Below are 19,806 nucleotides of genomic sequence, written 5' to 3'. Positions count from 1 at the left end.
ATTAGCATAGCTTACAAGGTACAAGCGCCCGAGATACAGCTCGGCAAGGCAAAACCTTAGCCCTTTACCGCCAAATAAATCGTATGCTTACTCCCTTTACCTTTGTGCGCCCGCACAGTCTTTACATCTACCTTAAACTTGGCTTTTTTCAGCTGCGTGGTAAACGCCGGGTCGTGCCAGGCTGACCACACCGCCAGTACACCGCCTTTGTGCAGCGTGCTGCGAATGGCGTGTAGGCTATCGAGTGAATACAAGCTGGTATTGTCGGCGCGAGTAAAGCCCTCGGGGCCGTTGTCTACATCCAGCAGTATCGCGTTAAAGGCCGGTTTTTGATCTTGGAATAATTCCGCGACATCCCTCAGGTGTACAAGCGTGCGGGGATTGTTAAGTGGAAACCCCGCGCACTCGCCCAGCGGGCCTTTGTTCCACTCAATGACCTCGGGCACCAGCTCGGCCACGGTAATCTTGGTGGACTCGGTCGTCGCCTTAAGCGCGGCCGCTAAAGTAAAACCCATACCCATGCCGCCCACTAAAACGGCGGCTTTTTCGGTATTGGCAATAGGTGCACAACCTAAGTCGGCCAGTGCCAGTTCCGAACTGTGCATGCGGCTGTTCATCAACTCGCCGCGCACACCTTGCAGAGAAATAGAGAACTCTTTATCGCGCTGCGCCAAACGCAGAGTGCCGCCGTTGTTGGGAATGTCAGCGGTGCCCAGTAATTGCCAAGGGGTCATATCAATACACAATAAGGGGGTGGCCGACAATCTTAACAGATTACAATCAATGGCCGAGTACGGGCTGTTTTAAACCCGCCCCGACGTGTGTCATTTTTAGCGCGGCAGCAGCTCAATCACACCCTTAATACCGACAAACGAGGTAAACAGGGAAAAGAGTAAAATTGCCACTAATATCGAGTTGGCAAACCTTGAGTTGCGGTGCTCGCCCATCAGGTCGCGCCGGTTGGTTAAGTAGAGAATACAGGCGACCGTGGCGGGCAGAATAACAGCGTTAAACGCCTGGGAGATAATCATTACCGCGATGGGGCGCGCAGAAAAAATGGGCACCACTAAACCCAGCAGGGAAATTAGCAAGACCATAATGCGATAGCGTGGCAGAGTCATATTCCGCTCGGCGCCGGTATAGTCACACAACAGCCAGGGCAGCATAAGTACGTTGGGAAATTGCGAAGATACGCCTGCCGCGACCAAGCCCAGGGCAAATATGGAGGCCGCAAATGCACCGGCTAAAGGTTCCAGCAGGCCAATCATTTGTGAGGCTTTGCTCAGGGTAACGCCTTCGGCGTAGAGGGTACCGCTGGCGGCGGCCATAATGGCGGCGCTAATGACAAACATCAGTACCACAGAGACAATGGCGTCGGTGCGCTGTTTTTTCTCATCAGCCAGGCTCCAGCCCGCTTCTTTTACCAGTGTGGTGCGGATAATAAACAGGCCCGAAAAAACTGTGGTGCCCACCATGGAGGCAATCACTAAAAATGGCCCCTTACCGGAGGTCGTATTTACCTCGGGGAGGTTGGGAACAAGTCCTTTGATAATATCGACCGGTGGCGGCATAAGAATAAAAAAGTTGATCAGAAAACAGGCGGACATCAGTGCCACAATGACGGCCAGGCTGCGTTCAAAAAACTGTGTGCGGCCGTTCCAAAAAATAAAATACACCAAGGCAACAAAAAAAGCGGCAAAGTAAATGGGTGCAATACCGCCGGGCACGAGAGCTTTGGACCATTCGTAGCAAATATCGGCGACTATGCCCATCACGCCCATCACACTGCCGCACACGCCAGCGGTCAGAGCGATAATAAAAAACAGACCCACCGCCGGATGAATGTGTTTGCGAAACGCTTGCAGGGCGGTATCACCGGTCACCAACGTAAAACGTCCGTATAGATTGATCATAAAAAAAGTACACAGGCAGGAGACGACAATGGTCCAGAGTAAGGACATACCGTACTCGGCGCCGGCATTTGCCATGGCCGTGACGCTGCCGGTGCCAATGTTAAAACCCAGTAGAAAAATACCAGGTAAAAACAGGGCCAGTGTTTTAGCGAATTTGGCCGCAAAAGTCGGACGGGTAGCAGTGTGTGTATTAGCTGACATAGTGAGTGCCCTGATTATTATTGTTGTCTATCAACATCATTCGCTCGCCTACCTGTGTAAACAGCGCAGGCAAGCGGGTATCTAGATTGTTTAAATGCTAAGCGCGCGAATAACCCCGCGAATTTCGGCCAAGCCTTTTAACCGGCCGATGCCGGAGTAACCCGGGTTCACCTTTTTGCCGATATCATCCATCATCTGGTGGCCGTGATCGGGGCGCAGGAAAATGCAGTTGTCGGGGTTGCTCTGGATGTCGCGTCGATTTTCTTCAGCCAGTAGCGCTTTAATGACACTGACCATATCGATATCGCTGTCTAGGTGATTGGCTTCATAGAATGAGCGTTGCTCATCCGCATCGCGACTGACACCCCGCAGGTGGGTAAAGTGAATGCGCGGGCCAAACTGTTGCGCCATGGCGGGCAGGTCGTTGTCGGGCCGACTGCCGTAGGTGCCGACGCACAGAGTCATACCATTGGACTCGCTGGGCAGGGCGCTAAACAATTCGTTTAAGTCATCGGCGGTGCACAGTATACGGGGCAGGCCCAGCATATCGCGCGGTGGATCATCGGGGTGAATGGCCAGCTTAACGCCCAGCGCTTCGGCTTTGGGTAAAACATTCGCTAGAAAATGAATCAGGTTTTCACGCAGGCCTGTGCGAGTCATGCCTTTATAGTTGGCCAGCATTTGTTTAAAGCCATCCAGACCATAGCTGTCGGTCATGCGTCCGGGTAGGCCGGCGATAATATTGTTGGTCAGCTGTTCCTTTTCGGCAGCGGACATTTGCTGAAAAATGCTTTTCGCTTCTAAAACTTCATCCGCGCTGTAGTCTTGCTCTGCGTTTTCGCGTTGCAGAATAAATAAATCAAACGCGGCAAATTTCTTTTGATCAAAACGCAGGGCGTAGGCGCCAGTGGGCAGCTTGTAGCTGAGGTCGGTGCGGGTCCAGTCAATGACAGGCATAAAGTTGTAACAGATGGTTTTAATGCCGCACTGGGCCAGATTTTCCATCGAGGTAATCCAGTTGTCGACGTAGACCTGACTGCCAGGGCGGGCGAGCTTAATGTCTTCGTGCACCGGAATGCTTTCCACTACAGTCCAGCGTAACGCTGCCTCGCCGGGCTCGGCGCGTTCAATCATCGCCTGATGTTCCTTAATAGCCTCTAGTGGCCATACCTCACCGGCGGGAATGGAATGTAGCGCGCTGACCACATCGGTAGCACCCGTTTGTTTGATATCGTCTATGGTAACTGGGTCATTCGGACCGAACCAACGCCATGATTCTCGCATAATATCTACGCTCGCGATTAAGTGAAAAAGTTAAGAGGTTGCCAGCGGTTGTAACGCGACTTCCACCCCTTGCTCGGCAATGGCACTCTGGTAGGCCTTTACCTGCGCCATAAAACTTGTTTGCTTAAAAAATGCAAATTTCTCGGCCCCGGCTAGGGTGAGAAAATTGTGTACGTCTTGTTCTTCTGACTGCGCCAAGTGTTTGGCAAAGTCGTCTTTACGTGGGTCGTTTAAATCGCTTGCTTGCAGGGCCTGGCGGATGTAAACCACCCAAGCGGCCAGCGCAAAAGCGAGATGGTTAGAGCGAGCGCCATGGATCAAGGCGCTGTCGATACTGGGAAACCAGCGCTGCTGAATTTTTTGTGAGCTGTCGGTGCCCACTTGCAAACAAGCGTAAGGTAAGTTGGCATTGCGAAAGCGTGCCAACACCTGATCAATATACTCTGTGCCGTCGATATCTTGAGGCACATCCACGGCTGGTAGTACTTCGTGTTTCAGGGTGTTCTCGGTGTAGTCGGCCAGCAGTGGGCGTTGCAGTGCCTCGTGTACATAGCGATCTCCGGCCAGATAACCGAGAGCCGCTAACATGGAGTGGCCCGCATTTAAAAAACGCAGTTTGACCCGTTCGTAGGGCGCAATATCGTCGACAAAGGTGGCGCCGACTTTATCAAACGGTGGTCTTTTACCGGAAAACTTGTCTTCTATCACCCATTGGGTAAAGGGTTCGGCGGCAACGGGGGCCTGGTCAATAACGCCGAGCTTATCCGCCACCTGCTGTTTAAGCGCGTCGGTGGTGGCTGGGGTAACTCGGTCCACCATTGAGGCGCAAAACGATACCTTAGCCGCAACCCAGGTTAACACCTGTGGTGCGTGCTGCTGCAGCAGTTGTGTAACACCTTGCTTTAGGTGTGCGCCACCGTGGGTAATATTGTCGCAACACAAAATGGTTAGCGATGCCTGATTAGACTCAAAGCGCTGAATAAGTGCCGCCGCTAAATAACCGTAAATAGAGCGTGGTTCGGCCAGCGATTGCTGATCGTGCTGTATGTCTGACTGCGTGGTATCAATAGCGCCATTGTTCAGGCAGTAACCTTTTTCGGTAATGGTCATGGTAACCAGCTGAGTGGTCGCTTTGGCCACGGCATCTAGAACAGCGCTTGGGTTTTCGGGGGCGACCAAAATACTTTTGATGGCGCCGATGATTTGGAAGCTTGTGTTTTCGCCCAAGGTCAGTTGGCTGTAGAGATAATCTTGCGGAGCAAGGTTGTCACGCATGCTGGGCGAACGCAGCGATACGCCGGTAATGGCCCACTCGGTTTCACCTAAATTCAATAGCGCATCGCAGTAAACCGCTTGGTGGGCACGGTGGAAGTTACCTGCGCCAAAATGCACGATCCCCGCGACTAAAGACGACCGATTGTAATCCGGTGTAGTAACCACTGGGTTCAGTGAGCCGAGAGTCTCGCTGCTAAGCCTTTGCATAGGTTCGTTAACCTCGTATCGTTTAAGTGCGATCAGCCTCTATGTTTTAACCGATTTTTGTGTCAGTTGTTATTGGCTTTACAGGCCGCCGGGGTAGCATTCAATAATGGTCATACCCTCGCTGGAATGGTAGGCAAAATCTTTGACCTTAGCGGGGCAAAAAAAGCGCTCCCATTGAGTTAAGTTTATTGCTTCGTCGCCTACACGCAAAGTGCCCGAGCCCTGTACTACCACACCGATAAAAAAGGCATCGTTAGTGCGGGCAAAGTCGCCTTGTACTTCGGCTCTTCTGATGCTAAAACAGGGTGTTTGTTCGGCATCTATCAGTTTTTCCAACCGGTTGCCCCCACCCTCATTGATAAGATCGCTGGGCTGACAGCGGAATTCGTTATCTACCTGTTCGGTGGGTACAGGGTCAAAATTAAACACATCCAATGCGGTTTCGATATCGCGATTCATAAAGCGCGCCGCCTCAGGAATTACATAGCCACAGCGTTCAAACTCAAACCGGACCGCCAAGTCGGAAGGCTCCATAATCTCCAGCATCAAAATCCCTTCGCCCAAGGCGTGGGGACGACCGCCTGGGATAAGAAATACATCGCCAGGTTTCACGGGTATCTTGTCAAAGCATTTTTCGATCGCACCAATGTCTTGGGTTTCGATCCAGACTTTTAATTGTTCACGGCTGGGCGGGCGCTGAAAACCGGCGTAAATGTAGGGCTCGGCGATATCGTCTCGGGTGGCGAGTATCACGTAGGCTTCGGTTTTACCGCGCGGCATACCCAGCCGCTGTTGGGCGAATTCACGGGTGGGGTGGGCCTGAAAGTGCAGACGCGTTGCGCTGTCTAAGTATTTAACCAGCGGAATGTCTTCCAGACCAAATTGACCTTCAGAACTTTGGCCCAGCATAGTCAGGCGATTTTGTTCCACGATTTCTTTAAAGGTTACTGCCGCGCCGGTGATGTTGGCGATATGCGCTAAGCCTTCCGAGATATGCTCGCGCCCTACATTGCGTGCCTCTACCGTAGAGCCAATCCAGTCTTCGGGGAAATGAGTGTCTTCGGGGTTGGCCTTGTCCTCAATGGTGTCGAGCATTTTGCCGCCCATATAGGTGCGCCAGACTCGATTGGCTGAGAATTTGATGATATTGCTCATAGTTTCTCCCCCGAAGGGCTCAGTAAGACTAAATAGTACATGTCAATTTTTGCAGGTTTTGCCCCTGGTCGAGAGCTTTTGTGAGTGTAGCCGATGGCAAATCCTACCTTATTCAAGGCCACAACTAAACCGTTTTATCTCGCATATATTGTCTCGACCTTGTTGAGCGAAAAGTAGTCAGTGATGATTTGCAGCGAGACGTCGCGATAAGTTGGCGGGTGATCGATGCCTTCTGGAGGGGGTAATCTTCGTGGTGTGTATATATCTAGTGCTGCTAGGTTTTAGCTCTCGCCACCTGTGCGTTCAGCATTAGCGTCTTCATCGATGGGGGTCAGCGGTGTTATACGATTAAACTGCTCTTCGAAGGCGGCAAAAAATGCGTTTTTAACCACACCCCATACCGCGCCCCAGGTTTGAACGTCGTTGTTGTCTAGCGTGCCTTCAATATCAATTTGAGTGGCCAGTTGATTGGTTTTTTGGTTATTGAAAATTGACTCGACAATATCGACCGCACCTTCCCACAAAAACTGCAGTACGCCATCGTTTTGTTGTTCTACGTCTTGTTGCCAATCGAGAATTTCAACATCTTCAAAAAAGGGTTTGATATACCCGTTAAGTTGCGCGTTGCTGGCTTGCAGTTCGGCGTAAATGTTGCCGTGGCCTTGGGCAAAATCAAGGTTGCCGTAAGCCCTGGCAAAGTCATTAATTTGTTTTAGCTGAAAGTTGTCGGTTTTTACCGCCACCGAGAAGTCGTTAAAATCAAAGGGGTCAAATCGTGCCTCTGCGCTGAGCGGTGAGCTTCCGAACAGGCGAGCGTTTAACGCTGCCGAGGCGATACGTTCGCCGCTGGCGTTTTTGATGTTCGTTAAATTGGCAACGCTGAGGTTAATCTTATCGGCGCTTAGGTGGACTTTGGGGTCGGAATCACGATTAAAGAAGTTAAGCTCGCCGTTGTGTATGTGGAGCGTGTTGATAGCGACAGGGGTCAGTTCATCCAGCAGAGTTTGCCAGTTACCACCTTGGCCCGACTGGGCATCTTCGGCGTTCGCGGCATCTTCAAAGTTTACCTTGGGCTCGCGAATAATAATTTCTAAAAACAATTCACCTTGGGTGAGTGCGCGCCAGTCTACGCCTATGGTTGTTTGTCGCACGCTTAAAAAGGGTTTGTATTGCTCGCCGCCGTTTTTGGTGATGGTGAGTGACTCAACGACATAGGCGCCCCTTATCAGGGCCAGGTCCACGTCTTCCACATGGCCGCTGTAATCGCCCAAATTATTGAGAATACGCTCGTTCAGCCCCCACTCAATGGCAACTGGCAGGCTCACCCGTATGATTAATAGCAAGGTGGCGAACACCAGAGCGATTGTTAGCGCTATACGTTTTTTACTCCATTTATGCCGTTTTTGTGACGGACTCATGGTCTATATACTCTCTGTGAATTGCCGAATGTTTTTTTGCATTGTAGGTAATAATTAAGCGGAAGTTATCGATAAACTTAACACTTCTTGAATGTGGTTACAAAATCTGAAATTTTAGGGGCGAGTTGTCAATATGGATTGAGACGAGAGATAATCAAGAATGAGGGTATGATCTACAGTTTAAACGTATTAGGTACAGGGTAGATGCACGCTTGGCTACTGGGTGTTGCCAATTTATGCAGAGGAGAGTCAAAGTCCATATAATGCTTAAAGCCGAGCTTTTCGTAGAATTTTCCAGCACCCTTCTTGTTGGTTTCTACGAGAATTTGTTCCTGACTGTCTGCACTACAGGCTTTTTTAATTCTCAGCCATAGCTTCTTCCCTATCTCACTTCCTTGATAGCCGCTTTTTACTACGAGCAGTACAGCTTCATTTATTTGGTCTTCGCGGCGACTATAGTCGAATTTTGTATAGGTACTATATTCAATATTCCGTATGACTAACCATGTCTCAGGTTAGATTGTATTTACGGATCAATTGGCCCTCGAATGCGATCTATATAGGCTTTTGTCTATTGCTAAGCATGGTCATGTATTTTGTAAATCGCCTTTGTCGTGTTTCAGTTTTTTTTGCGCTGATTAATCCGTAAGCGATTACGTAGCGACTCGACTTGTTAAGGGTCGCAAAAAATTGTTTTACCGGTGGATTGTTCTCTAGCGCGGCTAAGAAGTCGGCTGGTACTTCGACTTCACTGACAACGTAGGCGTTATCCCAGCGGCCGTCGGCTTTTGCTGCACGCACGTGTGCAAGCCCTGGCTCTTGCATTCGACCTTCGCTTATCAAGCGTTCCACGTGCTTCGTGTTTCTTTTTGACCAGTTGCTTTGGGGTTTTCGGGGCGTTATTCTTTGCACGTAAGCTTGTTCATCGACTGATTTTTTGACGCCATCAATCCAACCCCAACATAAAGCCTCGATTACTACCTCATCCCAAGTCACACTTTGAATCCCGGAATTTTTCTTGAATATTTTAATCCAAAGCTCATTCTTGATATTGTGGTTTTCTTGTAGCCATTCCCCGAGGTCTAGCGGAGTTGTAAATGACAGAGGTTGTAAAGAGTCGAGCTCATGCATCAGTTTCGATTCTCTTGGGTATGGTGTTTCATATTATCCAAGCGCAATACTGTTGAGTTAATTAATTTTCTAGATGGGTATAAATTTTGACCCATACAATGGCAGTTTTTTAAACGATAAACTATTGGATAGGTCGTTACGCTGGTATTGGCATAGCTTGCGATTTATGACAATCGCCCATCGCTCTTCTCACGTCTTACCGCCAAGCCATAAAACATTAAACCGAGCACCGCAGTGATCGCGCCCATGTAGCCGGTAGAACTCCAACCCAACCCAGCCGATATGGCAAAGCCCCCCAGCATGGGCCCTATGGCGTTGGCGGTGTTAAAGGCGGCGTGGTGGGAGGCGGCGCCCAGTGTGCGCGCGCCAACAGCAACGTCCATTAAATGGGTCTGCAGTGGGGGTGATATGGCAGCAATGGTGCCGACCAAAAATACGGCGGGCAGAATACTCCAAAGGTGTGCGGTGGTGTGTGGGTAAAGCAGCAGTACGACAATGCTCCACAGTAGAAGGCCGCCCACGGCTTTAAATTGAAATTTATCGAACAGCCAGCCACCTAAAAAGTTACCGCAGAACCCGCCCAGACCGAAGGTAGCCATGGTGATGGGAATCCAGTTTTGATGCACTTGAGTGACGTTCAGTAAGGTCGGGGCCAGATAACTGAATACACAAAACACACCGGCAAAGCCCGTGGCGCCAATCATCAATGCCAGCCATACCTCGGGCTTGTTAAAGGCTTTTAGCTCGGCCATGGGGTTGTTGCGCAGTTGATTGTGATTGAGCGGCACATAGATATAAATCAGTATGACGGTAAGCACCGAGATAACCCCCACCAAGGCAAACGCGTAGCGCCAGCTAATGGATTGCCCCAGCCAGGTCGCCATAGGGTTGCCAATCAGTACTGCTACCGTCAGCCCCACCATCACCCGGCTAACGGCTTTACCGCGCTGGCTGGGCGGCACTAAGCTTGCCACCACCAGTGCTGCCACCCCAAAGTAGGTGCCGTGGGGCAGGCCGGCTATAAAACGAAAACCGAGCAGAGTTTCATAATTGGGGGCCAGGGCGCTGGCAATATTGGCGATGGCGTAAAAGCCCATCAGCAGTAGCAATAAGTTGCGGTGAAAAAGCTTGGCCCCAAATACAGCCAACAGCGGCGCGCCCACTACCACGCCAAACGCATAGGCGCTGATCACATGGCCCACCTGCGGCTCAGAGACTCCCAACCCTTCGGCAATAGGAGGCATCAGACCCATGGCGGCAAATTCCCCGGTGCCAATACCAAAACCGCCTATCGCTAAGGCGATCTCAATCATCCACATGGCGCCCTTGCTAAGCTTGGGTTGAGTTGATTCGTTGTCGTGTTGCACGTTTAAGTAGGCTCTTAAAAAATAAAAAAGGGAGAACCCGGTTTCACGCTGGGCGCGACCGGTCCGAATTTCGTCAGTGCTTACTGAAATTTAACAATTACTGGTGGCGCTATTGTAGCCGATAGCGCAGTCTGTGAGTGTTAAGACAAGGTTAAGGCACCGGATAAAGCGGTATAAATCGCCGAGGGTTGGGCGGGACACCCTCAAGCTTGGCGTTGCTTTGCCTGAGCTTACCCGCTAAAATCGTACGGCATTACCGTACTGAAGGTGAGATTTATGGATACCGTAAGCGTAAACCAGTTTAGAGATAAGCTAAAAACCTTTGTAGAACAAGTGGTTAAAAATCACACACCGATAAAAGTTACTCGTAGAGCAGGGGAGGCATTCGTTGTTATGAGTGCCGAAGATTGGGAAAGAGAACAAGAAACCCTTTATGTTCTACAAAATAGCAGTTTGATGAGGCAGATATCGGAGGGGGTGGCGACACACGGCAAAGATACCGGCTATACACCAACCAGTGAGGAGCTAAATGAGATCACTGGTATTTGAAGGCAGGTCGTGGGAAACCTACGAAGCATTAAGAGAGAGGGATAAGAAGCTACATAAAGCGCTTTGCAAATTACTGAAGGAGATGCTTCGAACGAACCCGAACCAAGGAGTGGGAAAACCTGAACAATTGCGACATAACCTTACTGGCTTTTGGTCAAAACGTATTTCTCAGAAAGACCGATTAATTTATAAATTTGACGATAACTCAATTTATATTTTTGCGATCGGCGGTCACTACGAAGATCATTGATTAGGAGGGTGGGGTCTGTTTGTTTGACAGTTTTGGAGCGTCCATTTAGGCCCATGATTTTTCAACCACGTTAACCATTCGAAAACCCTCTGTTTTACTCAATTCATGGCTGTCCTATTATTTGATTACTGTAACTGTTCTTGCTGTTGGAAAAAGAAACCGTAATGAAGTATATGACCTAGCGCTTTCTCGTGATAACCCCGAGAAGCCATAACGCCCGCATTCAGCGGCTCGTCCGTTGAAATGCTTTGTTAGCAGCAGATTCCTCTAGACGCTCTGCCAACCATACTTTTATGATTGACTGCCTAGTTACACCCAAGCGACTCGCCTCCCGATCAAGCGACTCAATCATCCAAGTGGGAAAGTCGACATTGACCCGTTTCTGCACCTGATTTGAGCGCTTTGCGGAGCTTAGATCAAGGTGTTCTAGAAGATCTTCTTGGTCATCGTCAAATGTTTTATCGAACTCTTTAGCTTTCATACAGTGTTACCTCTGATTTTCGCGCCCTCCTAACCGAAATGATACGAATGGCACCCTTTCGGTAGGTGATCACTGCGGACCACACCTTTTCGTTTATAGCCCCAATGACCAGCGTCCTAGGTTCATCCATCGGCTTGGCGTCAATTTCTACTACATTCGGATCTCCCCAAAGCTCCTGAGCCTCATCAAAGTCAATGCCATGCTTCTCTAGGTTCGCCAGGTTCTTGGAAGGGTCGTATTCAAATCGATTCATGGTATATAAATTATACCTTTTCGGGAGGTTTTGCAATAAACTGCCGGAGCGAGATGGGGTGCTGCTCGAGCAGCAACCAAGATACCCACTAATTTGATCGCTATTTATTCTGGCAGAACTAGTTATTTTTAATTGAGGGTGTCCTATTTACTTTTGATGCGGCTTTTATCCTAATATTAAGAAGGCCATTTATACCGGTTTAGGCCACAGGCAAGGGTATAAACAAGCATACAGAGCTTTTCCTAAGAAAAACGGTTCGACCTGACACTTCACTTTCTAAGCGCCATGTACCTTGCTTTCTTGCCAGGGTTTGCCATTACAGGTTGCGTAGTTTTTGCAGCTTTTCATGCAACCCCGGCAGGGCAGTCGCGGTGAATATTGGCCAGAGCCGGAAAGGTTCTGGTCTAAACTTGAACCGTGTGGGTTTCGCTGGGTGGTTTCTTCGCTAAGTAAATCGTTCACAGTATTTTCCTCTTTCAAGTCAATACGCTACGCGCAGCGATTTAGATGACTTGGAATAGGAAACTGGCTTTTTATACTGTAATACTTACAGTATTGCGCCACAGGCTTACGATCTCAGTGTGCGATTGTGTTGCAGTAGCCCATATTTATTGACAACGAAACCGGCGAAAACAAGGGCATCCACACTAGCTAAACGGGAACACCCACAAAACTGACCTAAAATATTTTTAGCTACGGATTGAGCCACAGTCGCTTGTTAGAAGCTGTAGTAGCTCAGACTTGATCTGACAGTTACCCGTTTTAAGCCGGTGTCTGTCAGTTTAGATCTGAGTTAAATTTTTCTCAACCCAGATCGATTTTCCATCGAGCAAAGTGTCCATCGGTGTCCTACCACAGCACATCTTGCCTTGATGGGTTCGTTCATTGTTATAGTAATCCATCCACTCGTCCAGATCTTTCTGAAGCTCCTCGAGTGAGGCGTAGAGTTTCTTGCGAAAAGTGATCTGGTAGAACTCATTGAGTATCGTTTTATGGAAGCGCTCACAGATGCCATTCGTTTGGGGTGACATGGCTTTCGTCTTGGTGTGATCAATGTCGTTAATCGCCAAGTAGAGTTGATAGTCGTGCTGATCCACACGGCCACAATACTCCGTGCCACGATCCGTTAAAATACGCAGCATAGGCAGCTCCTGCTGCTCGAAGAACGGCAGTACTTTATCGTTCAGTACGTCAGCTGCCGTGATCGGTGTCTTCGTGGTATAGAGCTTACAGAAGGCCACTTTGCAAAACGTATCAATAAACGTCTGCTGGTAAATACGGCCCACGCCTTTGAGATTGCCTACGTAGAATGTGTCCTGAGAGCCCAGATAGCCTGGGTGCGCGGTTTCAATTTCACCACAGGCCTCGTCATCGTGTTTCTTTTTCTCAAGCGCCGCCACTTGGGCATCGCTGAGAATAATACCTTCACTGGCGACTTTCGCTTCCAGTGCTTTCAGGCGTTTTTTGAAGTTCTCTAGGTTGTGCCGCACCCATATTGAGCGAACACCGCTGCCTGAGACAAATATACCGGTCTTGCGTAACTCATTACTGGTTCTGTGCTGACCGTGAGCTGGCTGCTCTACGGCATAAGCAATCACCGCCCGCTCGGTTGCTTCGTCCACCCGGTTCTTTAAATTGGCCGTTCTACGGCTTTTGTTTATCAGGTTGTCGATATTGCCATCCTCAACCAGCTCCTGATAACGATAAAAGGTATCGCGAGATACCCCCATCACCTTGCAGGCTTTGGAGGCATTGCTTAATTCTTCCGCCAAATTTAGCAATCCGGCTTTGTGTTTAATGATGGGATTGTTAGTATGGATCATGAGAGTTACCTTTTGTTTTGATTTTAGATTCGACACCTTTATCAAAACGGGTAACTCTCTCTTTTGCAAGAGATATGTCAGATCTAGTCGGAACTAATACATAGAAGCCATTAGCCACCAACCTTGTTATACGCCATTGTTATAAATTCTTTAACTGGTTCAAATTCCGCCTCCGAAGATACGGTGAACTCAACATCACCAGTACCGTAATGGCCTATTGATGTTACATCTCGATAATTTTTAGTTCCCTCTGGAATATCCGAAGGCTTGAGCTTTAAGAACAGCTTGATGTTCTTACCTTTAACTTCCATACAAGCGATGTTCTGGGAGATTTTGTAAGCAACGTAGAATTTTTTCGGGACTTCTTCAATTGATTCATCAAGGCCAATGATAAACTCTCGTATAGTTGCTGTTAACTCTTGGATTTCCTCACTTTGTCCTTCGAGCCTTTCATCAAAGGTATAGGTTGCCGTGGCTCGGGTTAGCGCGGCTTTTTTGCCAGCCTCTACCATAACAGGATTTTTGTATCCATTATCAGATGTGGACGAAGACGTTGTTACTGCCGATGATTTTGCAGTATGAAAAACTTCTTCCAGATAAAGAGAGTTGTTTGAAAATAAGCGATATTTCCATAGTTCAATGTTTGCGCCCATAACCTGAACGGCATGCAAATCATATTTCTTATAGTTTGGTGCAATGCATATAACCCTAACATCAGACCAATCTACCTTTACACCATTTCCCAACCGCTTTTGTACCGCGATCTCAAAATCACCCTTGTGATCTTGAATCCAATGCAAGTAAAAAAGGCTTTGATTAATAAGCTCTGATGATTCGACTTTTTTGTACTCGATAATCACCGGATTGTCTTCTTCTGATAGAGCGAGGCTATCAATTCGACCTGCGTGCTGTGCACCGGTTGAAAACTCACTGGCAACGAATCTGCAATTGAAGACCGTTTCGAGGTTTTTCTCTATCAGGGACTGCAAATCCTTTTCTAGAGCAAAGTTCTTCTGCTCAACAGCAGATAGCTTGTCTCCTGAAATATCGAAAATCGGCACTTGATGTTTACTCCATTGTTTCTTTGGCTTCTAACGCCCAAAGCAGCGGCGCGCGTCAGCGCGTCCAGCCCGCAGGGTGATGCTGCCTTTGTTTGTTAGCTGTGGCTTCACCACAGAACCTTAATCTTATTTAAATGCTTGTTGAAAAAGTATTTCGATAGCTTGGTTGCATAGTTCAATAGTGGTTCACCAGACTCCTCGAATTTTTGATAATTCAGCATGCTGACTTCGTGCCTAACTCCAAACGTAAAGCTGCCATCTGGATTCTTGACAATGATGGTGTCGTAATCTGAATCCAACGTTTGGTCGACAGGGTAAGCCCCATACTCCTCGACCAGGGATACTATTTCAGCCACCAACTTCTTTCTATGAATGCACACGTCCGGCCTGAAATCTACACCCCAGCCATTGCTCCCATCCAAGTTTAGGAGCTCCTTGCGTATTGTTAGAACCTTTAGCAACTACCACCGTCCCCACCGCCAGAATCGCCACCACCAAAGCCTCCTGAGTAAAACCCACCTCCTGAGCGGTCGGAGAATTTACCCGGTACTGGCGTGCCCTTTAAGATTCCTATTTTATATAGAACAGAGATAAAGAGAACAAGTAAATAGGAACCAAACACTAACGGAGCAATTATACTTTGAAAAGTATTTTCAGATGTAACATCTGTTGCGAACCAAAAGAAACTAAGAATTGATATATGAATAATCCATTTAATCATCTTCATTTCCTCTCTTTCTCGAATTAATTTCTAACGCCCAAATAATGGGCTAAGTAATGTTGGCTAAAATAGTGAGGAACGAACGGTAGCCAACTGTTACGTGTCCCTGTTAATTTGCTTGTTAGTTGCGTTGTTTATTGAACACACAAAACTAACAAAAACTTACCATGTTTAAGAAATGGTAGGAAGAACTAAAAGCACCGCCGCAATACACACCAAAACGTAAACTTTGAGCCTTAAAAACTAAAGCTAAATTGATAACCTAAACGCGTAAGGCGAAAACTGGAGTTAGCAAAAGGAAAGGGATGTTTGAAAGGCACTTCCATTGCCAAACCAAGGATTGAACCACACACAAAATATCAAGTTGAGCACATAACGCGATAATAAAATTTACCGAATTATTGCGGACAACTAACGCCCAAATAATGGGCTAAGTAATGTTGGCTAAAATAGTGAGGAACGAACGGTAGCCAACTGTTACGTGTCCCTGTTGATTTGCTTGTTAGTTGCGTTGTTTATTTAACACACAAAACTAACAAAAACTTACCATGTTTAAGAAATGGTAGGAAGCACTAAAAGCACCGCCGCAATACTCACCAAAACGTAAACTTTGAGCCTTAAAAACTAAAGCTACTTTGATAACTTAAACGTGTAAGGCGAAAACTGGGTTTAGCAAAAGGGAAGGGATAATTGAAAGGCACTTCCATTGCCAAACCAAAGATTGAACCACACGCAAAATATTAAGTTGAGCACATAACGCGATAATAAAATTTACCGAATTATTGCGGACAACTAACGCCCAAATAATGGGCTAAGTAATGTTGGCTAAAATAGTGAGGAACGAACGGTAGCCAACTGTTACGTGTCCCTGTTGATTTGCTTGTTAGTTGCGTTGTTTATTGAAAACACAAAACTAACAAAAACTTACCATGTTTAAGAAATGGTAGGAAGAACTAAAAGCACCGCCGCAATACACACCAAAACGTAAACTTTGAGCCTTAAAAACTAAAGCTACTTTGATAACTTAAACGTGTAAGGCGAAAACTGGGTTTAGCAAAAGGGAAGGGATGTTTGAAAGGCACTTCCATTGCCAAACCAAAGATTGAACCACACACAAAATAATAAGTTGAGCACATAACGCGATAATAAAATTTATCGAATTATTGCGGACAACTAACGCTTTGCTAAGGGGCAAATAATACGTTTGCTATAATGCGCGGAGCGCGAGCAAACTGTTATTTGTCCGTTTGAGCAACTTGTTATATGCAGCGGTGGCTGTACCAAACACTACACGACTTGTAATTGCCCGTAATAATAAAACCAAACCGTGAACTTTTGACGCTACACGCAATTGGTTGAACGAAATTAATAGTGTTGCCACCTTTGAAAAAGGTATAAAAGGCAACGCTTATTAGTGACTACACTAAACCGAATTTAGCGACAAACACTGTTTAAAAATGTCTTGCCCTAATGAATATTACTAAGAGCATATAACGCCCGCAACACCGGACAAATTGGAGCGCAGCGGAGATTTGTTCCGAGTGCTTGCGTTTGTTAGAGCATTTAGAAGAACGCATATACTAGAGATCCGATACTAGCTATTGAGCCAATTATGGAGATGGCAAGAACCATATTGTTTTTCCACCACTTACTGTCCTGAAGAAGTGGTTTTTCTTCTCTATCTATTTGGGAAAAGTAATATTTACCTTTTAATTTAGAGACTTTAAGAACAGAGATGTTTTCATATCCCGCCATTTCACCTGTATCAGAAAAAGATATTGATCCAAGTAGTGCCTTATGTACACCAGAGTTTAGAGTGTTTAAAAGTTGATAGCGTCTAGCTGGGAGTTCGGGCACTAAAACTGAATCCTGATTTTCATACAGCACATTGCAAAAGGTCACAACTGCATTCATAGTAGACAGATCAGGATCTGCAGTATCACGAAATATCGCTTGAAAATGATCAATTTCATCTCTTGCAATAGGGTTGACATCCTCTCTATCAAGATCACAAACCACAATTGTATTTATCAGAACATCATCCAGTAAGTTGGTATTTGAGCCAAACGCAAAAAATTGGGATCTAATGCCTCTATCTCTATAGATCTTTGCCAATTCTTTGACTGAAGCGCTGGGCCCGCATGCTATGGTAGGCTCGTTTTCCGACGGCATACCTTTAGGTTCGCTGTCATTATTGAAGTCGAAATGCGTCCACTTAACACTGTATTTCTCAAGGGAATTAATAACATCCTTTTTTAGCTGTTGGCCATAACTAAGCTCATGACCTTCCTGTGCCGCCACATATACTAAAGAACCTGGATATATTCTTTTTACATACCGAACTAAAATCTCGGCACGAATGCTATCTGGTGTAGTAAAACGGAAAAAATTCTTGTGACCATTATTTGAAAGAAATGTAGCTGACGATATAGTCGAAAAGACAGCTATATTGGAGCAAACCTCAGACTCTAATATTTCTCTCATTGCTAGGCTGTCAGTAGGGCCAATTATTACCAAACAGTCTTCTGCTACGAGTTCCTTAGCTTTTTCGACAGCTGTTGAAGCTAAGCTCGAATCATCTTTGACAACCAGCTCAAGAAAAATTCCTTTCTTCTCTAACCATCCAGCCTTCCGGTCGATCATGTATTGTGCTGAATCTAACATCCCCCTGCCAGCTTTGGCGTTTGCTCCAGATTTTGAAGCAATAATCCCAATCTTAACCTGAAGCTTTTTCTTCATCGATTCACGAGCTCCTTGCCGAATATTTTGCTATTGCCTGTAGAGATCAGTTCTTTGTATCCATTATCAATGTAGAAGTTGCTCGCGAATTTCTTTGTTTCTGTAGATTTGTAGAGAAGACTATTAACAAGGATAATTGCATTAAAAGATTCGACTGAAAGGGTTTCAAAAAGCCGAATGAGTTCCCCACCAACACCTTCACTTCTTAGCTCTTCTTTTACAAATATATTTAGAAGCTCAATAACATCAGGAGCAAAAGGTTTTCCATAGCAGAACCCTACTATAGCCCCTTTGTCAACGGCTACAGAGGCGGGGTACTCCTCAATATATTCTCCAATACGGCCTGTAACTTCACGACCAGACGAGAATGAAAACAGTTTGGAAATCTCCTCCTGATCTGTATTTATTGCTTTACGTATCTCAATCAAACTTTCCTTCCTAATTTTTCTTGGGTGACTTGGTGCTCTAACGCCTATAGAACAGGACGCGTTTTAAGTTGATGGAGCGAAGAGGAGGCGGCTTAAAACCGTTCCTGTTACTATTTTTGTTAGGCATTTTTCATCCACTGATCATACCTTTCTAAAATAGTTTTCTCTAATTCAATATCTTCTTGCATATTTCCGTGAAATGAGTGGCCGCCTGTGACTTTATGATGGTAGTCATGCTCCCATAACTTTGACCATTCATAAGTATCTACAAATGTACTCTTCGGATCTCTAAAAGTAAGCCCCTCGGCAATGGCTTTAACACTTGAGACTTGGTTAAATGCATCAAAGCCCTCCCAAGAAAGACCCAATCCGACAGGGGGCAGGTGCCATTTATCCAAAGTTCGTACAAACTCCATAGGTAGATACTCAATGTCTACATCAGAACCTGAAATATTCTGGCATAAATTAAAAAACTCACCCGAAGAATATGAGGTTTGAGGGCCAGTAACGTTATAAATTCCACTCTTGTTTTTTTCTGCCATTGAAATGGCCCATTCGCACATATCCCGTGCATCAATCCATTGAACAGGTGTTTTTGAGTTTCTAATAGCCGTAGCACGACCACCATGCAAAAACCTTTCTATCCAATAAGTGAGGCGACAGGTAATGTCATAGGGGCCAGTGATTAGGCCAGGTCTTAGAATGAGGTGGTTGCCAGGCATGGCATCTTGAAGAATGCACTCGCAAGCGTACTTATTCTCGCCATAGCCTTGTCGTTCGCGGTTTTCGTCCTCATCACTCTCAGGTATTGGATTAAGCTTCTCCGAAGCTTCATCAAGCCAACGATCTCCCTTGACGTTATATACACTTATGGAGGATATAAATATGTAAAACTTGGTGCTGGTTTTAAGGTGTCCAAGGGCACTGCGCATGACTCGAGGAATGTAACAGCTGGTGTCAATAACCACATCCCATTGCTCGTCGCCCAATCGGTTTAGGTCCGTCTCCCTATTTCCCACGACATGGCGAGCGCCAATAACGGGTTCGGATTTCAGCTGACCTCTGTTGAAAATAGTTACTTTGTGGCCCCTTTCTAAAGCTGCATTTACAAAGTGTCTGCCAACAAACAACGTTCCGCCAAGTATTAAAATATTCATATTGTGTATGTACTTACTCTTGCCTAACGCCCAAAGCAGCGGCGAGCGTTAGCGAGTCCAGCCCGCAGGGCGATGCTGCCTTTGCTTGTTAAGTGTTTTACTGTGTTGATGCTAATCGACTTCATATTTAAACTTTTTTGGTTCGGCCCATTTTTTGAATTCTTCTAAGAACCTATGTTGCTCAGACTCAGACATCTTGACTGTTTCTTTACCCGGCCAACAACCGGTGCATTTATATATAACAAAATTAATTTCGCCCACAAGCATTTCCCATTCCATATGACCGGTACGGCCATCAATTTTTCCAGAGATTTTTCCACCCCGACACCTTGAAACGAGAATTCTGTCATTGCTTCTCCAGACACTTAACATTTTAATAGGTGTCTGGGGCAA

Annotated in this window: 20 protein-coding genes; 2 read left to right on the top strand and 18 right to left on the bottom strand. The window is 46.6% G+C overall.

Going from position 1 to position 19,806, the window contains the following annotated elements:
• Positions 1-56 precede the first annotated feature (56 nt).
• The 9 genes from Q4563_RS04780 to Q4563_RS04745 all read right to left on the bottom strand — a co-directional run bounded on the left by Q4563_RS04780 (position 57) and on the right by Q4563_RS04745 (position 9,951).
• Positions 57-734: a hypothetical protein gene (locus Q4563_RS04780; protein ID WP_303603782.1), complete on the bottom strand. Its 678-nt coding sequence runs from the start codon at positions 732-734 to the stop codon at positions 57-59.
• A gap of 96 nt (positions 735-830) precedes the next feature.
• Positions 831-2,114, bottom strand: coding sequence for an Nramp family divalent metal transporter (locus tag Q4563_RS04775; RefSeq protein WP_303603781.1), 1,284 nt, complete (start codon positions 2,112-2,114; stop codon positions 831-833).
• A gap of 90 nt (positions 2,115-2,204) precedes the next feature.
• A complete protein-coding gene (uxuA, locus tag Q4563_RS04770; protein ID WP_303603780.1) occupies positions 2,205-3,398 on the bottom strand; it encodes a mannonate dehydratase in 1,194 nt (397 codons plus the stop codon).
• Positions 3,399-3,428: 30 nt separating this feature from the next.
• A complete protein-coding gene (locus tag Q4563_RS04765) occupies positions 3,429-4,880 on the bottom strand; it encodes a mannitol dehydrogenase family protein (protein ID WP_303603779.1) in 1,452 nt (483 codons plus the stop codon).
• Positions 4,881-4,958: 78 nt separating this feature from the next.
• A complete protein-coding gene (locus tag Q4563_RS04760; RefSeq protein ID WP_303603778.1) occupies positions 4,959-6,035 on the bottom strand; it encodes a class I mannose-6-phosphate isomerase in 1,077 nt (358 codons plus the stop codon).
• A gap of 281 nt (positions 6,036-6,316) precedes the next feature.
• Positions 6,317-7,453, bottom strand: a complete 1,137-nt coding sequence (locus Q4563_RS04755) for a DUF748 domain-containing protein (protein ID WP_303603777.1) — start codon at positions 7,451-7,453, stop codon at positions 6,317-6,319.
• A gap of 173 nt (positions 7,454-7,626) precedes the next feature.
• A complete protein-coding gene (locus Q4563_RS23595; RefSeq protein ID WP_442903720.1) occupies positions 7,627-7,890 on the bottom strand; it encodes a GNAT family N-acetyltransferase in 264 nt (87 codons plus the stop codon).
• 118 nt (positions 7,891-8,008) lie between these two features.
• Positions 8,009-8,584, bottom strand: coding sequence for a YdeI/OmpD-associated family protein (locus Q4563_RS04750; RefSeq protein WP_303603776.1), 576 nt, complete (start codon positions 8,582-8,584; stop codon positions 8,009-8,011).
• 164 nt (positions 8,585-8,748) lie between these two features.
• Positions 8,749-9,951 (bottom strand): MFS transporter, encoded by a 1,203-nt coding sequence (locus Q4563_RS04745; RefSeq protein ID WP_303603775.1) that lies wholly within the window; start codon positions 9,949-9,951, stop codon positions 8,749-8,751.
• A gap of 276 nt (positions 9,952-10,227) precedes the next feature.
• Between Q4563_RS04745 and Q4563_RS04740 the strand changes: the two genes are divergently transcribed.
• Both Q4563_RS04740 and Q4563_RS04735 read left to right on the top strand, forming a co-directional pair.
• Entirely contained in the window at positions 10,228-10,500 is a 273-nt protein-coding gene (locus Q4563_RS04740) for a type II toxin-antitoxin system Phd/YefM family antitoxin (protein ID WP_303603774.1), read from the top strand.
• A complete protein-coding gene (locus Q4563_RS04735; RefSeq protein WP_303603773.1) occupies positions 10,481-10,750 on the top strand; it encodes a Txe/YoeB family addiction module toxin in 270 nt (89 codons plus the stop codon). The genes Q4563_RS04740 and Q4563_RS04735 overlap by 20 nt, the downstream gene beginning before the upstream one ends.
• Positions 10,751-10,973: 223 nt before the next feature.
• Here the strand turns inward: Q4563_RS04735 and brnA are convergent, their stop codons facing one another.
• From brnA to Q4563_RS04690, 9 genes are all read right to left on the bottom strand, one after another.
• Positions 10,974-11,231: a type II toxin-antitoxin system BrnA family antitoxin gene (brnA, locus tag Q4563_RS04730; protein WP_099036669.1), complete on the bottom strand. Its 258-nt coding sequence runs from the start codon at positions 11,229-11,231 to the stop codon at positions 10,974-10,976.
• Complete coding sequence (locus tag Q4563_RS04725; protein WP_303603772.1) at positions 11,221-11,484, bottom strand: BrnT family toxin; 264 nt, start codon at positions 11,482-11,484, stop codon at positions 11,221-11,223. The genes brnA and Q4563_RS04725 overlap by 11 nt, the downstream gene beginning before the upstream one ends.
• Positions 11,485-12,266: 782 nt before the next feature.
• Positions 12,267-13,307, bottom strand: coding sequence for an IS481 family transposase (locus Q4563_RS04720; protein ID WP_303603771.1), 1,041 nt, complete (start codon positions 13,305-13,307; stop codon positions 12,267-12,269).
• 110 nt (positions 13,308-13,417) lie between these two features.
• Positions 13,418-14,368: a DUF5655 domain-containing protein gene (locus Q4563_RS04715; RefSeq protein ID WP_303603770.1), complete on the bottom strand. Its 951-nt coding sequence runs from the start codon at positions 14,366-14,368 to the stop codon at positions 13,418-13,420.
• Between the two features lie 107 nt (positions 14,369-14,475).
• Positions 14,476-14,790 carry a hypothetical protein gene (locus tag Q4563_RS04710; RefSeq protein ID WP_303603769.1) on the bottom strand — a complete coding sequence of 105 codons (315 nt, stop codon included), beginning with the start codon at positions 14,788-14,790 and terminating at the stop codon, positions 14,476-14,478.
• 32 nt (positions 14,791-14,822) lie between these two features.
• Positions 14,823-15,095 carry a hypothetical protein gene (locus Q4563_RS04705; protein ID WP_303603768.1) on the bottom strand — a complete coding sequence of 91 codons (273 nt, stop codon included), beginning with the start codon at positions 15,093-15,095 and terminating at the stop codon, positions 14,823-14,825.
• A gap of 1,557 nt (positions 15,096-16,652) precedes the next feature.
• Positions 16,653-17,828, bottom strand: a complete 1,176-nt coding sequence (locus Q4563_RS04700) for an ABC transporter substrate-binding protein (RefSeq protein ID WP_303603767.1) — start codon at positions 17,826-17,828, stop codon at positions 16,653-16,655.
• Positions 17,825-18,256, bottom strand: a complete 432-nt coding sequence (locus Q4563_RS04695; protein WP_303603766.1) for a GNAT family N-acetyltransferase — start codon at positions 18,254-18,256, stop codon at positions 17,825-17,827. Before Q4563_RS04695 ends, Q4563_RS04700 begins: the two co-directional genes overlap by 4 nt.
• Positions 18,257-18,375: 119 nt before the next feature.
• Positions 18,376-19,413, bottom strand: coding sequence for an NAD-dependent epimerase/dehydratase family protein (locus tag Q4563_RS04690; RefSeq protein ID WP_303603765.1), 1,038 nt, complete (start codon positions 19,411-19,413; stop codon positions 18,376-18,378).
• Positions 19,414-19,806: the final 393 nt, after the last annotated feature.

Source organism: Gilvimarinus sp. 1_MG-2023, assembly GCF_030548285.1.
The sequence above is the reverse complement of the archived record's forward strand: the minus strand, read 5'-3'. Positions and strand labels throughout refer to the sequence as shown.

Bases quoted from the DNA above. Each gene is read 5' to 3' on its own strand.
- Q4563_RS04750 (WP_303603776.1), bottom strand. From the start codon at position 8,584: ATGCATGAGCTCGACTCTTTACAACCTCTGTCATTTACAACTCCGCTA.
- Q4563_RS04740 (WP_303603774.1), top strand. From the start codon at position 10,228: ATGGATACCGTAAGCGTAAACCAGTTTAGAGATAAGCTAAAAACCTTT.
- brnA (WP_099036669.1), bottom strand. From the start codon at position 11,231: ATGAAAGCTAAAGAGTTCGATAAAACATTTGACGATGACCAAGAAGAT.
- Q4563_RS04720 (WP_303603771.1), bottom strand. From the start codon at position 13,307: ATGATCCATACTAACAATCCCATCATTAAACACAAAGCCGGATTGCTA.
- Q4563_RS04690 (WP_303603765.1), bottom strand. From the start codon at position 19,413: ATGAATATTTTAATACTTGGCGGAACGTTGTTTGTTGGCAGACACTTT.
- Q4563_RS04725 (WP_303603772.1), bottom strand. From the start codon at position 11,484: ATGAATCGATTTGAATACGACCCTTCCAAGAACCTGGCGAACCTAGAG.
- Q4563_RS04700 (WP_303603767.1), bottom strand. From the start codon at position 17,828: ATGAAGAAAAAGCTTCAGGTTAAGATTGGGATTATTGCTTCAAAATCT.
- uxuA (WP_303603780.1), bottom strand. From the start codon at position 3,398: ATGCGAGAATCATGGCGTTGGTTCGGTCCGAATGACCCAGTTACCATA.
- Q4563_RS04705 (WP_303603768.1), bottom strand. From the start codon at position 15,095: ATGAAGATGATTAAATGGATTATTCATATATCAATTCTTAGTTTCTTT.
- Q4563_RS04780 (WP_303603782.1), bottom strand. From the start codon at position 734: ATGACCCCTTGGCAATTACTGGGCACCGCTGACATTCCCAACAACGGC.
- Q4563_RS04775 (WP_303603781.1), bottom strand. From the start codon at position 2,114: ATGTCAGCTAATACACACACTGCTACCCGTCCGACTTTTGCGGCCAAA.
- Q4563_RS04735 (WP_303603773.1), top strand. From the start codon at position 10,481: ATGAGATCACTGGTATTTGAAGGCAGGTCGTGGGAAACCTACGAAGCA.
- Q4563_RS04765 (WP_303603779.1), bottom strand. From the start codon at position 4,880: ATGCAAAGGCTTAGCAGCGAGACTCTCGGCTCACTGAACCCAGTGGTT.
- Q4563_RS04755 (WP_303603777.1), bottom strand. From the start codon at position 7,453: ATGAGTCCGTCACAAAAACGGCATAAATGGAGTAAAAAACGTATAGCG.
- Q4563_RS04760 (WP_303603778.1), bottom strand. From the start codon at position 6,035: ATGAGCAATATCATCAAATTCTCAGCCAATCGAGTCTGGCGCACCTAT.